12 protein-coding genes are annotated in these 14716 nt (G+C 72.3%); 3 read left to right on the top strand and 9 right to left on the bottom strand.

The features are described from left to right. Positions 1-28 precede the first annotated feature (28 nt). Both QWI33_RS21405 and QWI33_RS21400 read left to right on the top strand, forming a co-directional pair. Positions 29-2431: an RICIN domain-containing protein gene (locus QWI33_RS21405; RefSeq protein WP_289958413.1), complete on the top strand. Its 2403-nt coding sequence runs from the start codon at positions 29-31 to the stop codon at positions 2429-2431. A 192-nt stretch (positions 2432-2623) separates the two neighbouring features. Continuing rightward, positions 2624-3058: an RbsD/FucU family protein gene (locus QWI33_RS21400; protein ID WP_289958412.1), complete on the top strand. Its 435-nt coding sequence runs from the start codon at positions 2624-2626 to the stop codon at positions 3056-3058. A 63-nt stretch (positions 3059-3121) separates the two neighbouring features. Here the strand turns inward: QWI33_RS21400 and QWI33_RS21395 are convergent, their stop codons facing one another. After that, positions 3122-4669, bottom strand: a complete 1548-nt coding sequence (locus QWI33_RS21395) for a hypothetical protein (RefSeq protein WP_289958411.1) — start codon at positions 4667-4669, stop codon at positions 3122-3124. Between the two features lie 190 nt (positions 4670-4859). Between QWI33_RS21395 and QWI33_RS21390 the strand changes: the two genes are divergently transcribed. After that, positions 4860-5543 (top strand): EF-hand domain-containing protein, encoded by a 684-nt coding sequence (locus QWI33_RS21390; RefSeq protein ID WP_289958410.1) that lies wholly within the window; start codon positions 4860-4862, stop codon positions 5541-5543. 41 nt (positions 5544-5584) lie between these two features. Here the strand turns inward: QWI33_RS21390 and QWI33_RS21385 are convergent, their stop codons facing one another. The 8 genes from QWI33_RS21385 to QWI33_RS21350 are packed head-to-tail and all read right to left on the bottom strand — an operon-like array spanning position 5585 to position 14299. Continuing rightward, positions 5585-6595: a glycosyltransferase family 2 protein gene (locus QWI33_RS21385; protein ID WP_289958409.1), complete on the bottom strand. Its 1011-nt coding sequence runs from the start codon at positions 6593-6595 to the stop codon at positions 5585-5587. After that, the gene (locus QWI33_RS21380) at positions 6589-8007 is read right to left on the bottom strand and encodes a cytochrome P450 (protein ID WP_289958408.1); all 1419 of its coding nucleotides are present in this window, start codon (positions 8005-8007) and stop codon (positions 6589-6591) included. Before QWI33_RS21380 ends, QWI33_RS21385 begins: the two co-directional genes overlap by 7 nt. After that, positions 8004-9098, bottom strand: a complete 1095-nt coding sequence (locus QWI33_RS21375; protein WP_289958407.1) for a hypothetical protein — start codon at positions 9096-9098, stop codon at positions 8004-8006. The genes QWI33_RS21380 and QWI33_RS21375 overlap by 4 nt, the downstream gene beginning before the upstream one ends. Next, entirely contained in the window at positions 9088-10320 is a 1233-nt protein-coding gene (locus tag QWI33_RS21370) for a glycosyltransferase (protein WP_289958406.1), read from the bottom strand. Before QWI33_RS21370 ends, QWI33_RS21375 begins: the two co-directional genes overlap by 11 nt. Then, positions 10317-11552 (bottom strand): MFS transporter, encoded by a 1236-nt coding sequence (locus QWI33_RS21365; protein ID WP_289958405.1) that lies wholly within the window; start codon positions 11550-11552, stop codon positions 10317-10319. The genes QWI33_RS21370 and QWI33_RS21365 overlap by 4 nt, the downstream gene beginning before the upstream one ends. Positions 11553-11556: 4 nt before the next feature. Beyond that, positions 11557-12180 carry a flavodoxin family protein gene (locus QWI33_RS21360; protein WP_289958404.1) on the bottom strand — a complete coding sequence of 208 codons (624 nt, stop codon included), beginning with the start codon at positions 12178-12180 and terminating at the stop codon, positions 11557-11559. Further along, positions 12177-12773, bottom strand: coding sequence for an anthranilate synthase component II (locus QWI33_RS21355; protein WP_289958403.1), 597 nt, complete (start codon positions 12771-12773; stop codon positions 12177-12179). Before QWI33_RS21355 ends, QWI33_RS21360 begins: the two co-directional genes overlap by 4 nt. Then, the gene (locus QWI33_RS21350) at positions 12770-14299 is read right to left on the bottom strand and encodes an anthranilate synthase component I family protein (protein WP_289958402.1); all 1530 of its coding nucleotides are present in this window, start codon (positions 14297-14299) and stop codon (positions 12770-12772) included. The genes QWI33_RS21355 and QWI33_RS21350 overlap by 4 nt, the downstream gene beginning before the upstream one ends. Between the last annotated feature and the right edge of the window lie 417 nt (positions 14300-14716).

Genomic DNA, 14716 nt, shown 5'->3' with positions numbered 1-14716 from the left:
CTCGCCAACGATGGAAAGGCAACACGCCATGCGGCACTCACCCCCGAAGCGACTCGCCCTTGCGGCGGCTCTGCTTCTCGCCGTCGCCGGAGCCCTCGCGGGCCTCGGCGCTTCCCCGGCACAAGCGCAGACCGCCTACGACTTCTACGTCTCCCCCACCGGCAGCGACACCGCCGCGGGCACCTCGAGCCAACCGCTCAAGACCCTGACCGAGGCCCAGAGGCGGGCCCGCCAGGCCGCCGGAGCGGGTGACGGCGACGTGTCGGTCAACCTCCTCAACGGCACCTACCGGCTCTCGAGCCCGCTGCGGTTCAACGCCGGCGACTCGGGCAGGAACGGCCACACCGTGACCTGGCGGGCCGCCGACGGCGCGAGCCCCGTGGTCACCGGCGCGCAAGCGGTCACCGGCTGGACCCTCGACGACGCCGCGACCGGGATCTACCGGGCCGACGTGGGCACCGGCTTCGACACCCGGCAGCTCTACGTGGACGGCGTCCTCGCCCAGCGGGCGCGCACCAGCATCGCGCCCTCGGACATGACGCTGAACGCCAGCGGGTTCACCCTGAACAACGGCAACTTCGACTACCTGGCGTCGCTGCCCGACAAGCAGCGCATCGAGCTCCAGGCCCTGCTCTCCTTCACCAACCGGTTCGCGCCCGTGCAGGGCATCAGCGGCCGGACCGTGACGATGCAGCAGCCCGCGTGGAACAACAACACCTACGGGTACGACGCGATCCAGAACCCGTTCCGCACGCCGAAGTTCTACCTGCTCAACTCCAAGCGCTTCCTCGACCAGGGCGGCGAGTGGTACCTCGACACGGCCGCCGGGCGGCTCTACTACAAGCCGCTGTCGGGCCAGAACATGGCGAACGCCAAGGTCGAGCTCCCGCGCCTGGAGACGCTCGTCGAAGTGGGCGGGACCTACGACCAGCCGGTGCGCGCGCTCGAGTTCGCCGGGCTCACCTTCACCGGCACCAGCTGGCTCGACGCCGGCTCGAACAACGGGTACGCGAACCAGCAGACCGGCACGTTCATCACCGGCGTCCAGCCCAACCGGCCCGCCGACGCGTTCACCTCGTGCCGCTCCGGCTGCAAGGGCTTCGAGGCCGCGCGCAACAGCTGGGCCCAGGTGCCCGCCGCGGTGCAGGTCTCGGCCGCCGACGGCATCACCTTCACCGGCAACACCTTCCGCAACCTCGGCTCCGTCGACCTCGGCATCGGCAACGACGCCAACGCGCACAGCACCGGAGTCGGCCTCGGCGCCAAGAACATCGAGGTCACCGGCAACACCTTCACCGCGGGCGCCGGCGGCGGCATCGTGGTCGGCGGGGTCCGCCCCGACGCCCACCACCCCGGCGACTCCCGGATGATCAACAGCGACATCATGATCAGCGACAACAGCATCCACGACACCGCGGTCGAGTACCTCGACCAGGTCGCGATCCTCGGCACCTACGCCACCCGCCTCACCATCGCCCACAACTACGTGTCCGACATGCCCTACAGCGGCATCAACGTCGGCTTCGGCTGGGGCGCCAACGATCCGGGCGGCAGCCCCGAGTACCTCAACCGGGGGCTCTACGACTTCCAGCCGATCTACCAGACGCCCACGACCTCCCAGTACGTGAACGTCACCGGCAACCACGTCCGCAACGTCGTGGAGACGCTGTTCGACGCCGGGTGCATCTACTCGCTGTCGGCACACCCGAACAGCGCCATCAGCGGGAACTTCTGCGAGAACAGCGGCCAGCTCGGCATGTACTTCGACGAGGGCTCGCGGTACTTCAGCTTGTCCGGCAACGTCTTCCGCAACACGTACGGGCAATGGGCGCACGCCAACAACCAGAGCGGCAACCTCACCGGCAACATGTCCGTCACCGGGAACTACACCACGAACTCGAGCATCACCGGGCTCGTGGACGGCCAGCGCGGCAACACCGTCAGGAACAACACCACGTTCAACGCCGGCTCGCCCCCGGCCGCGGCCTCGCAGATCATGGCGGCCGCCGGTCCGCGCGACGGCGGGAACCCCGGCGGGTCGGGCGCGCTGCGCTCGGCCAGCGCGAACCGGTGCCTGGACGTGCCGAACCAGTCCACGACCAACGGCACGCAGCTGCAGATCTACGACTGCTGGAGCGGCGCGAACCAGCAGTGGACCTTCACGGCCGCAGGCGAGTTCACGGTGTACGCGGACGGGAACCGGCGGTGCCTGGACGCGAGCGGCGGCGGCACGGCCAACGGCACGGCGGCCATCATCTGGTCGTGCCACGGCGGCACGAACCAGAAGTGGAACCGCAACGCGGACGGCTCGATCACCAACGCCGGGTCGGGGCTGTGCCTCGACGTCTCCGGCGCGGCGACCGCGAACGGCTCCAAAGTGGTGCTGTGGACCTGCAACGGCGGCGCGAACCAGCGCTGGACGCTCGGCTGACCACGGCTCGACCGGACACTGATGGCGCGGCCCTCGCGGGCCGCGCCATCGGCGTCGCGATCGAATGCCGATCGCTGTATCAGCGGTGTCCCGCGGCATTGCCGGGGCAATGATCGCTTCGATCGCTCGTATGGATCAGATGTACCTTGGTCAGGGTCGCGGCTCGGCCCGACCGGCTCCGGAAAGGCGAACATGCTCAGATACCCGCTCATCCACCCGCCGCTCCTGGCGGCGCTGGCCGCGGCCGGCCACGGCTCGCGGATCCTCATCGCGGACGGGCACTTCCCGTGCTCGACGCATGCCAATCCGGCGGCGGCGATGATCCACCTCAACCTCCGGGCGAACCTGCTCACCGGGGACCAGGTGCTCGAGACGCTGCTGGACGCGGTGGCGGTCGAGCACGCGGTCGTGATGGCGTCCGACGGGCCGTCCGTGCCCGCCCACGAGGGCTACCGGACGATGCTCGGTGACGTGGTGCCGTTCGAGGCGGTCGAGCGGTTCGCGTTCTACGACCTCGCGAAGGGCGCCGACACCGCCGTGGTCGTCGCCACGGGCGACCAGCGCCAGTACTCGAACCTGCTGCTCACGGTCGGCGTGGTCGGCGTGACGCCCCGAAAGGCCTCCTGAACCCGACGGAAGCGAGGAACGCGGTCGGCCTCGGCCTCGATCATCCACTATGGATGATCCGGTTCAATCCATGAGCGGGGCGAACATGTCGCGGAAGTCCTCGTCGGTGTACTCCGAGGCCATGGACAGGCTGGTGTCGGAGATCTGGACGAAGATGGTGGCGTAGGTGCCGTCGAGGGTGTCCGGGCACGGGTCGCCGATCTCGCGGGCGTACTCCTCGACGAGCTCGCCGGTCTGGAGCGCGTAGGCCTTGATGGTGAAGCGGTGCGCGAAGAAGTAGGCGTAGAAGGTGTCTCCGGAGGGCCTGCGGTACCGGCAGGCCTCCTGGAACTCCCCGGCCTCGGCGTCCGCGCAGACGACCAGTGCGGTCTCGGCGGCGGTCGTCGCGAGCCAGGAGTCGGGGAAGCCGCGCCCTTCCGAGCCCCAGGAGCCGGCCAGCTGCATCGGGTGGGGGCCGGTGCCGCCGGGGTCGGGGGCGCCGCGGTAGGCGACCGGGTCGGCGCAGTACGTGCCTGACGCGAGGACGCCGTCCGCGGCCTCGCCGGCCCGTTCGTGGTCGGGGTAGGCGGTGAGGAACTCGCGGAAGAGCACGGCGCCGTCGCCGCCACCGGCCTCGGCGGTCTCCTTGGCGCAGTCGAGCATCCGCAGCGGCACCTGGTCCACGGCGGCGGCGACCGGCGCGGTGAGCTCCTCCGCTTCCCATGACTGCGCGGCGAGCCAGTCGTCCACGGCGTGGCCGGTGCACGGCGGGGCCTCGGCGAGGCCGGCCATGAACCCCTCCACTGTGGATGCTACGGCCGCGGACTGGCCGGGGTGCTCGTCGAGCGTGGTCGAGAGCTGCGCGAAGGCCTCCTCGAGGACGGTGGGGTTCGGGTGGGAGTCGAGGAGCGCCGCTTCGAGCATGAACTGGGCGCGCTTGGGGCCGGCGCCGTCCCAGAGCGCGCCGGGGTGGCCGAGGTAGGTCTCCATGGTGGCGGCGGCCTCGGTGGGGGCCTCCCGGGACGACTCCAGGGCGGCCAGGAGGAGTGCGCAGGCCTCCCGCTCCTCCTCGCCGCGCAGGACGGCCGGTCCGAAGGCGACGCGGTGGACCGCGTCGAAGCGGTCGAGTGCGGCCGTGGCCTCCTCGCAGTCGCCCGCGGTGTGGGCGGTCTCCGCGTCGTCGGCGATCCGCCACGCGTCGACGCGGAACCAGACCGCGGTGAGCAGGACGAGCGCGGCGGCGGTGACGGCGAAGACCTTGGAGCGCCGGCCCGGATCGGGCTTCGCGGAGCCGAGCAGGGCGGCCGAGTCCGTGAGGTCGACGAGCCGGTCGGGGCGCGAGCGGCGGGTGAGCCACCAGGCGTGGAGGATCATCACCAGGCCCCAGGCGGGCAGCAGGAGCCTCCAGAGCGGGTTCTCGGTCTGGACGGCGGCGGACCACAGCAGGAACCCGGTCCCGCAGAGCGCGAGGACGGCCAGGACCGGGCGGCGCATGAGCATGTAGCCGAGGCCGAGCATGGTGGCGTTCCCGGCGACCGCGGCCACCGGGTCGGTCGCGCGGCGAGGCGGCGCGGGACGCGGCGGCGGCGCCGCGGACTGCGGCGGGAACTGCGGGGCGGGCTCGGGGTACATGGCGCTCCTCGGGGCGTCGGGACCGCCCCAGTGCAGCACCGATCGCTCGGGACCGGTCCCGGCATGCGAGCCGGATCGGCGGTTTCAGTCCCCGGGCCGCGCCCGCCGTGGCACGATCCGACCTGGATAGCGAACCGGACATTCCCGGCCGGGGGTCCGGTCACCGAACACCAGAGGAAACGGGAGATCCATGAAGAAGCAGCGCACCAGGGCACTGGCAGTCGGGGCCGTCGCGACCGCGGTCGCCGCCGGGGCGGCGATCGCCATCGCCGTCAGGTCCCAGCGGCCCGCGAACGTCGGCAGAATCCGCCTGAACAAGTTCGACCGCTGGTTCGACACGCTCGACATCGACGGGAACGGCTACATCACCGAGGCGAACCTGAACGAGGCCGCCGCCCGCGTCCTCGGCGCGCGCGGCATCCCCGTCGACAGCCCGATGGGCCTGGAGCTGCGCGAGGCCACCGAGCGGCTGTGGAGCGAGTTCATCGCCCCGAAGGCCGACGGCGCCGAGGGCCGGGTCGGCCGCCGGGAGCTGCGCGCCGCGCTGGCCGAGCACATGATCGCCGACCAGTTCGCCGCCGCCGCGAAGCTCGCCTCGATCGCGGACGCGTACTTCGCGATCGCCGACGAGGACGGCGACGGCCTCATCGGCTCCGGCGAGTTCGTGCAGCTGCTGCGCAACTGGCACGGCGTGGACTACCAGGAGAGCCACCGCGTGTTCGAGTACCTGGACGCCGACCACGACAACCGGATCTCGCCCGACGAGTGGCGGAGCGCGATCTTCAGCTTCTTCCTCGGCAGCGAGCGCAACCACCCGGCGAACAACCTGCTGGGCAAGGTCGGCAGCCCGATACTGGCACCGGCCCAGTTCTGAGGTACGGCTTCAGGCCCCGGGGGACGCGGTCCCCCGGGGCCTTACCGGTCCCCGTAGAGCGATTCGAGCTCGCGTCGCAGGACCGGGTCCTCCTCGCCTTCGACCAGCTTCAGGAGCCGGTCGGCCTCGGCCAGGGTCATGGCGTGCTCCCAGCGCCGCCGGAACAGGTAGGCGTCGAGCGCGCGGTGCCGCCGGCAGAAGTGGTCGAGGTTGCGCATCAGCTGGGCGCGCATGACCCGCTGCGCCACCATCGGGTTCGGATCGGCCAGCGGGTGGACCTGGTGGTGGTTCACGGCCTCGGTGCGCACCGAGAACCGGATGCCGAGGCGGTGCAGCCGGTAGCTCAGGTCGGTGTCCTCCAGGCCCCAGCCGGTGAAGGACTCGTCGAAGCCGCCGGCCTTCGCGACCGCCTCGCGCGAGACGCCCAGGTTCGCCGTCGTCGCCAGCGCCCATCCGAACCGGAAGCCGTCGAGGCTGGTCCCGTACTCCTCGACGACCGCGTGGTAGTTGTCGGGCTCGTCGCCCAGTTCGACGCGGGCCAGGGCCGCTTCGGGGTCGGCGGCGAGGTCGCCGGGTTCGAGGAGGCGGATCGGTTCGCGCAGCCGCTCGGCGCCGCCGACGCGGTCGGCGAGCCGCAGGAGGTCGTCCTCGCCGACGGGGAGGACGCCGGGCCGCCACCAGGTGAGGGCGCGGCGCTTCCAGCCGATGGCGGCGTGCGAGTCGTCGCCGGCGGCGGCGACGTGGGCGGCGACGAAGCCGGGGGCGGCCATGCGGTCGTCGTCCATGAAGACGACGAGGTCGCCTTGGGCGCGTTCGAGGGCGGCGTTGCGGGCGGCGGCGCGGCCCCGGTTCTCCTGCACCACGAGGGTGAGGTCGAGCCGGTCGCGGAGCGGGTCGACGATGTCGGCGACGCCGCCGGCGGTCCCGTCGTCGCACACGACCACCTCGAACCGCCGGTAGGTCTGCGCCAGCAGGGATTCGAGGGTGAGCGCGAGGTAGTCGCGCTTGTCGCAGGTCGCCATCACCAGGCTGACCTGGGGGTGTTCTACCATCCGAGCCTCCATCGGGTCTCGCCGTCGAGGTCCACCATGTCGTGCAGGTCGCCCGTGACCGCGGTGGGCGGCGGGGCCGGGTCGGCGCGGGGGCGCGCGATCACGGGTACGGGTCCCTTGGGCGCCATCATGAGTCCGACCTGGCGCGAGACGTCGGCGCCGGGGGCCGGGTCGAGCCGGTAGCGGCCGAGGACGGTGGCGAGCACAGTCTTCATCTCCAGGTCGGCGAACGCGGCGCCGATGCAGGCGTGCGGGCCGGCCCCGTACGGCAGGTACTGGTACAGGCTGGGCCGCAGGGTCTCCCACCGGGCGGGGTGGAAGCGGAGCGGCTCCGCGAAGACCTCGGGGTCGCGGTGGGTGGCGAACTTGCTGGTGACGACCTGGCACCAGGCCGGGATCTCGTGGCCGCCGATCTCGGTGGGCTCCACGGCGATCCGGGAGGTGTTGGGTCCGGGCGGCAGGAGCCGCAGGACCTCCTTGAGCACGTGGTCCAGGCCCGCGGGGAACTCGAGCGCGACCGCCCGCCCCTCGGGCCGTTCCGGAAGGGCCGCGAGGAGCCTGTCGAGTTCGGCCGGGTGCTGCGAGAGCAGCAGGAGCGTCCAGGCCAGGGTGTTCGAGGAGGTCTCGTGCCCGGCGACGAGGAGGGTCGTGAGCTGCCCGACGAGCTGGTCGTCGCCGAAGGCGCCGCCGTCCTCGCCGCGGGCGTCCATGAGGGACTGGAGCAGGTCGGGGGCGGCGCCTTCGGGGCGGGCGCCGGCGCGGCGGGTCTCGATGATCTCGGCGAGCGCGCCGTCGAGCCTGCGGATCACGGTGAGCAGCCGCCGGTACGGGGTGCCGGGGAGGTCGAACGGGAAGTACCGGATGGAGGAGGCGAAGTAGCGCAGCGCCAGCATGTCCTGGACCATGCGTCCGATGTGGTCGGCCTGCGCGGCGATGTCGACGCCGAAGAAGCACAGGCACGCGATCCGAAGCGTCAGGCGGCGCATCCGGTCGGTCAGGTCGAACGGCTCGCCGGGCATCCACGAGTCGACCTCTTCGGCGGCGAGGCGGGCGATCAGCTCGCCGTGCGCCAGAGCTGCCTGCGGTCTGAACGAGGGCGTGGCGACGCGGCGGGCCCGGCGGTGCTCGGGGCCGTTCATGTTGAGCAGCCCGATGCCGCGCCTGGCGTCCCGGATGCCCTGCGGGATGGCGTACTCGAGCACGGTGTGGAAGGTGTCGCCGCGGGTGAGGACGGTCCGGTTGTGCTCGGGCCCGAACGCGAAGACCTGGCGCCGGTCCCCGTGCACGAGCCCGCTGACGGGGCCGTACTCGTGGTGGAGGCGGGCGGTGTAGCCGACCGGGTCGACGGCGTACTCGTGGGCGTTGCGCCGCCGCCCGAGCCACCGGTGGGGCGCGGGCCCGGGCACGGTCATCGGGTCTCCTCGTACCAGGCCGGTTGCGGCCGTTCGATGTCGGCGGCGGCGCCGCGTTCGAACGCGGCGGCGGCGAGGCGGCCGGCGCTGCCGCGCAGGGCGTCGACGGTGTCCAGCGGCAGGTAGCGGCGGAACAGGCCGGGGAACGCGGTGGCGAACGCGGCCTCGGCGAACGGGCCGGGCGGGGTTGCGAGCGGTTCGGGCTGGACGAGGCCGAGTGCGAAGTGGACGGTCCAGTACTCGAAGAGGGTCAGTTCGCTCGCCGCCTGCGTCAGCGGCGCGCCGACTTCGGCGAGGTCCGCGCGGAACCGCTCGGCCAGGTCGGTCTTGCGGAAGCCCTCGGGGAGGCGCGTGTCGCCGAACTCCCCGAGCCACGTGTACGCCTCGGGCGACTCGCCGCAGTAGAACCACTCGGCGTGGACCCGCATCCAGGAGGCGTACGGGAGCCGCGTGAGGCCGGTCCCGGCGGCGGGCGTGCCGAAGTCCGGGTCGGCGCCGGCGGGCGCGGTGCAGACGGCGAGCCGCGGACCCTGGAACCCGTTGGCGGTCAGGCTCAACCGGTCGTCGTGCTCGAGCAGGTTCGGCACGGTGACGAGGTTCTCGACGCCGTTCCCGCGCAGGTAGGCGACGAGCGCGAGGTCGTCGGCGCCGCCGGCGTCCTCGGTGGCCGCGAAGGCGAGGGCGGTGTCGCGCGGCATGACGAGGCCCTGCGAGGGCGTGTACATGTCGACCGCGCGGGCCCAGCCCCAGCCGCGGCGGGCCGCGACGCGCGCGAGGGTCGCACTGCGCGAACCCCATTCGCAGAACAGGCTGATCGCGGCGTCCGGGCGGGCGCCGACCGCCCGGCGCACCAGCGCGGTGAAGCCGTCGCAGGGGACGACGTCGTCCTGGAGCACCAGGTGGTGCGTGGCGTCCTCCCCCACTGCGCCCCAGGCGCGCAGGGCGTTGCCGAGGTTGCCCCGGCCGGGTTCGGTGTCGTCCACGAGGACGGCCGGGTTGAGGTCCGGCAGCGATTCGGCGAGCTTGCGCGCGCGGTCCTCGCGGGCCGGGTGGGTCATGATCGCGGTGGAGAGAGCGATGTCAGCGCGCACCGGCGGCCCCGTTCGCCACGCCCGCACGGCTGTGGGCGCGGTACAGTGCCACCGCGCGCTCGACGGTCTCGAGCATCGCGCCCGCGCCGTCGGCGGAGCGCAGCACGGCGGCGAACGCGTCGTGCGGCCCCCGGTCGGCGGCGAGCGCCGCGCGGATCGCGTCGGTGACGGCGTCGGCGGGGTCGTCGTCGGCGACGACCGTCCCGAGGCCGAGCGCGGCCACGCGGGCGGCGTTGCCGCGCTGCTCGGCGGAGTGCGGCGTGAACACCAGCGGCGTCGCGCACAGCAGTCCCTCGATCATCGAGGAGTGTCCACCATGGACGACCGCGGCGGCGCTGCGCGCCATGAGGTCGACCGCGTCGTGCCGGAACGCCGCGATCTCGGTCTCGGCGCCCCCCGCCGCGGCCCGCACCTGGTCGGCGAGCGCGTCGCTGTCGGGGCCTTCCACGCCGAGGGTGACCGCGAGGCGCACCCCGAGGCCGCTCGCGGCGGCCACGACCCGCAGCAGGTCCTTGTCCCCCGCGCCCGAACCGCCGAGCGTGATGTTCAGGACCGGTTCGCGCATCGAAGCGACCGGCGGCGCCAGCAGCTCCTGCGGCACGAGCGGTCCGATGTGGCGGATCTCCGCGGTCAGCTCGGCCATGAGCCCGGCGGTCTCGGCCGGGACGCCGGAGAGCGGGTCCAGCAGCGGCAGGTCCGGCACGAGCACCGCGTCCCCAAGGGGCACACGGTGCTCGGGCTCGACGCCGATCGCCTCCAGGGTCGCCAGGATCTCCGGGAGCACCGCGTGCATCGGGTGCTTGAACAGCCGCAGGTTGTGGCAGGTGAAGCTCGGCAGCCCCCGCATCGAGGCCGCCACGGACGCGGTGTTGCGCATGTCGCTGACCACGGCGTCCGGCCCGAACTCGTCGATGGCGCGCAGCTCGTCGCGCAGGGAGGCCTGCACGTAGATGGGGCTGGCGAGCCGCGTGCGGGCGAACGCGCGCAGGCTCGCGACATCGCTCATGCCGCGCCAGGCCGGGGCGGGCCCGATCTCGTCGATGCCGATCCATGCCAGCCCGGCGTGCTCGATGAGGTGCCGGACCTCCTCGTGGGCGGCGACGGCCACGATGTGCCCGGCGTCGGCGAAGCGCCTGGCGGCCGTGCGCATGCGCGTCACGTGGCCGAGGCTGGAGCGGCTGAAGGCCACGAAGAGCACCCTCAGTGGACGGGATGAGGTCATGTCTCTGCTTTCTCAAGAAGTGCGTTGTCCATGGTGAGCGCGCTGGGGGCGCGCAGAGCGGCGACGAGGCTCGCGAACGCGAACACGCCCAGGGCGGCCAGTGCCCACCGTGGACCGATGAGTTCGGTGAGGCCGCCGCACAGCAGCGTACCGAGCGGCACCGAGCCCCAGACGATCATGCGGCCCACCGCGTTCACCCGGCCCTGGAGCCGCTGCGGCGTCACCGTCTGGCGCACCGAGATGCCCACCACCAGGAAGCAGGTGTGGACGGTGTTCCAGCACAGGAGCAGCACGGCGGCCAGCTGCCAGGACGGCGCGGCGGCGTACGCGAGCAGCAGGACCAGGTCGAGGCCGGTCATCCAGCGGGCCGCCGGGATCGGCGGCACGCCCTTGAAGCGCCGGGCCGCGATCGCGCCCACCAGCGCGCCCACCCCTGACGCGGCGACGATCCACGCCACCCGGTAGTCGTCGCTGGGCAGGCCGAGCGCGCGGGAGGCGAAGACGACCAGCATCCCGTAGACGGCCCCGGCGCTCACCCCGACGCCCACGTTCACCGTGGTGTAGGCCCGCAGCAGCGGGTGTGCGGCCAGGTACTTGACGCCGGCCCAGACCGCGCCGGGCTCGGGCCGGGCGGAGCCGGCCGTGTCCGGGCGCGGCCGGATCGCGGCGATGAGCACCGCCGAGAGCAGGTAGCAGCCCGCGAGGACGGCGAACGTGGGGCCGAGCCGGAGCGCGTCGAGCAGGAAGTAGCCGACCGGGGCGGCGACGGCCGTGAGCACCGTGGTGGTCATCCACAGGTAGCTGTTGGCGCGGAAGACCCCGTCGGCCCCGGCGAGCGCCGGGAGGAGCGCCGCGCTGGCCACGTCGAACCAGACGTATGCGGTCGCGGAGGCGAACCCGATGGCGCACAGGAGGACCGGGCCCGCGCCGATCGTGGCGGCCAGGAGCGGCACGCACAGCAGCACGGCGGCGTTGGCCACTTCCATCCAGGCCATGACCCGCACCGGCGAGGAGCGGTCGACGGCGGCCCCGGCGAAGAGTCCGAAGAGGAGGAACGGGAGCACGTTCGCCGCGGAGGCCAGCGCGGTCAGCACGGCCGAGCCGCTCGCCTGGTAGACGTAGAGCGGCAGCAGGACCCACGAGGTCGCGTAGGCGACGGTGGAGGCGAACTTGCTGCCGATGAGGAGGCCCAGGCCGCAGGGGAGGGCCTGCGGGGCCTGCGTCGTGGTCACTCGGTCAGCTCGTCCTTCCGACGCGTCGTTCGACCTCGGCCGGGCGCGGCAGCCGCGTCCCGGACTCGGCGAGGGCGGTGCCGATGTCGATGATCCGGTCGACGGTGCGGTGCAGCGCCTCCATGCCCTCGGTGTCGGAGAGGACGCCCTGCTCGCCTCCGGAGTGGATGGTCACGGGGAAGCCGCTGCCGACGATGATGAAGCGGTTGAGCAGCAGGTTGTGCAGGAGCTGGGCGTGCACGTCGAGGTGGCCGTAGCGGCGGCCGATGACGACGGCGGCGCCGATGGTGTTGGTGAGGGGCCGCTCGAAGCGCAGGTGCCCGACCCCGGCGCGTTCGACGAAGGTCTGCATGAGCGAGGAGAGGCCGAAGCCGTGCACGGGCGCGGCGAGGAAGACGGCGTCCGCCTCGACCATGGCGGCGACGATCGCGCCCACGTCGTCGTCCACGGGGCAGGGGTCGGGGCGGGAGTTGCAGCGGCCGCAGTCGCAGCGGACGACGCGCTGCTCGGCGAGGTCGACTTCGCGGGTCTCGCAGCCGCGGGCGCGGGCGCGCTCCACGATGGCCTGGACGGCGAGCCAGGTGGAGCCGCGGGAGCGCTCGGAGCCGTTGATCGTCAGGATCTTCATGCGCGGGCCTCTGCGGGCTGCGCGCGGACGGCGGCGGCGAACCCGGCGAAGAGACCCATGCCGGATTCGGTGAGGATCGACTCGGGGTGGAACTGGACGCCTTCGATGAGGTGGCCGCGGTGCCGCACGCCCATGACGTAGCCGTCGTCGGCGGCGCGGGCGGTCACTTCGAGCTCGTCGGGGAGGGTGTCCTCGACGATGATCAGCGAGTGGTACCTGGTGGCGCTGAAGCGTTGCGGCGCATCGGTGAAGACGCCGCGGCCGTCGTGCTCGACGGTGCTGGTCTTGCCGTGCATGAGGTGGCGGGCCGGCCGCACCTGGGCGCCGAAGGCGACGCCGATGGCCTGGTGGCCGAGGCAGACGCCGAGGACGGGTTTGACGCCGGCGAGGGCGCGGACCATCTCGACGTGGCCGGAGTCCTCGGGGGTGCCGGGTCCGGGGCCGAGGAGGACGAAGTCGGCGTCGTGGGCGAGGGCCCCGGCGGGCGCGATGTCGCCGGAGCGGATCACGTCCGTGTCGATGTCGAGGACGCGCAGGTACTGGTAGATGATGTGCGCGAAGCTGTCGTACGCGTCGATGAGCAGTGCCTTCATCGGGTGTCGCCCTCCGGTGCGGAGTCGGTCGCCGCGTCGTGGCCGACGACGGCGTGGATCGATGAGCCGAGTTTCGCGAGGGTCTCGCGCCATTCGCCCTGGGGTGAGGAGTCGGCGACGACCCCGGCGGAGGCCCGGGCCGTGTAGGCGTCGCCGGTGGCGACGATGGTGCGGATGCTCAGGGCGAGGTTGGTGAACCCGCCGAAGCCGATGACGCCGAACGCGCCGGCGTACATGCCGCGGCGGCTGGTCTCGGTGGTCTCGATGATCTCCATGGCGCGCAGTTTCGGGGCGCCGGTCATGGTCCCGGCCGGGAAGGTCGCGCGGATGACGTCGTAGGCGTCGAAGCCGGCGGCGAGGTCGGCCGTGACCGTGGAGACCAGGTGCAGCACATGGGAGTAGGCCTCGACGTTCATGAGGTCGTCGACCTCGACGGAGCCTGGGTCGGCGACGCGGCCGAGGTCGTTGCGGCACAGGTCGACGAGCATGATGTGCTCGGCGATCTCCTTCTCGTCGCCGCGCAGGCGCGCGGCGCGGGCCTCGTCCTCGGCGGCGGTGGCGCCGCGGCGGGCCGTCCCGGCGATGGGGCGCATGGTGAGGTGGTCGGCCTCGATGCGGACGTGGAGTTCGGGGCTGGCGCTCAGGAGCGTGAGGTCGTCGAAGGGCACGAAGCCCATGTACGGCGAGGGGTTGTTGGCCCGCATCCGCAGGTAGACGTCGAGGTCGGAGCGTTTGCCGCGCATGCGGACCTCGTGGCCGATCTGGACCTGGTAGATGTCGCCGGCGCGGATGCGCTCCAGGGAGCGCTCGACGCGTTCGCCGTAGGCCTCGGGGGTGATGGTGAGTTCCGGTTCGACGTCGCTCAGGGGCGGTTCGGGGACCGCGCTCGCCTGCGCGATCTCGGCTGCCAGCGCGGTTTCGATGTGGCGGTGCACGTCGGCCGGGTCGGGCTCGTTCCATTCGGGGCAGTGGGCGACGTAGAGCTGGGCCTCGGCGCGGACCAGGTCGATCTCGATGACGGAGCGGTAGATCCGGAACACCGCGTCGGGGACCCGGTCGTCGGCCTCGATCAGGCGCGGCAGGGTCTCGATGTAGGTCACGGCGTCGTAGCTGAGCAGGGCGACGAACCCGAAGCCGAAGCCCTGGTCGTCGAGGCCGTGGACGTCGAGGCCGCGTTCGAGGTGGCGCAGGGCCTCCCACAGGGCGGTGCGCTCGTGGAGGCGGAAGAACCGCTCGTCCTCGGGCCGCGCGCCGCCGAATCCGGCCATGCGCCGCAGCGCCCAGTCGAGCCAGGGCTCCCGGCCGTCGAACTCGAGGACCCCGTCGCGGACGACGACGTCGAGCAGCGGGGTCGCGCCGATCATGGCGCGGGTCTTGTCGGCGGCGGGGCCGGCGAGCGATTCGAAGAGGAAGACGTTCCGCTCGCCTTCGGCCGCGCGCAGTCGAATGAACGACGTGAAGGGGTCTTCGGCCTTGGAGGTGAAGCGCCGCAATTCGATCTTGGGTCGGTCAGCAGCTGCGCTCATCAATGGGGCCCTTTCGCCGGCTGGGGGATCGGGTCAGATTAGCATCGGCCGCCCAATACCGTTGCGCAACGCTCCCACACCATTGGGCCGACTGGGATGAACTGCATCCATTGAGGCCCCTGGTGCGAAAGTCTTCGAACATGCGGCGACTCCCCACGGTGACGATTGCGGTGCTCAGCGGCGGCGAAATCCACGGTGATCCGGCGTTTGTGACTGTGGTCATAGATCCGGCGTTCGGGACACTCCGCACGCATCGCACGGTGGGTTCCGCCGACGGTGCGACACCTCTGGTCACAATGGAACCATCACGCCTCAGTGTTGCCAGCTCATGCACTCCCACCACTGTGGAAGCGCATTCCAGGACGTGCTTGACACGGGCCCCCGCGTCTCATACGATCGTCACCGGCCCGACACGTC

It is taken from the genome of Glycomyces tritici (genome assembly GCF_030403505.1).
Note: the sequence above shows the minus strand (reverse complement) of the source record. Positions and strands in the feature narration are given on the sequence as shown.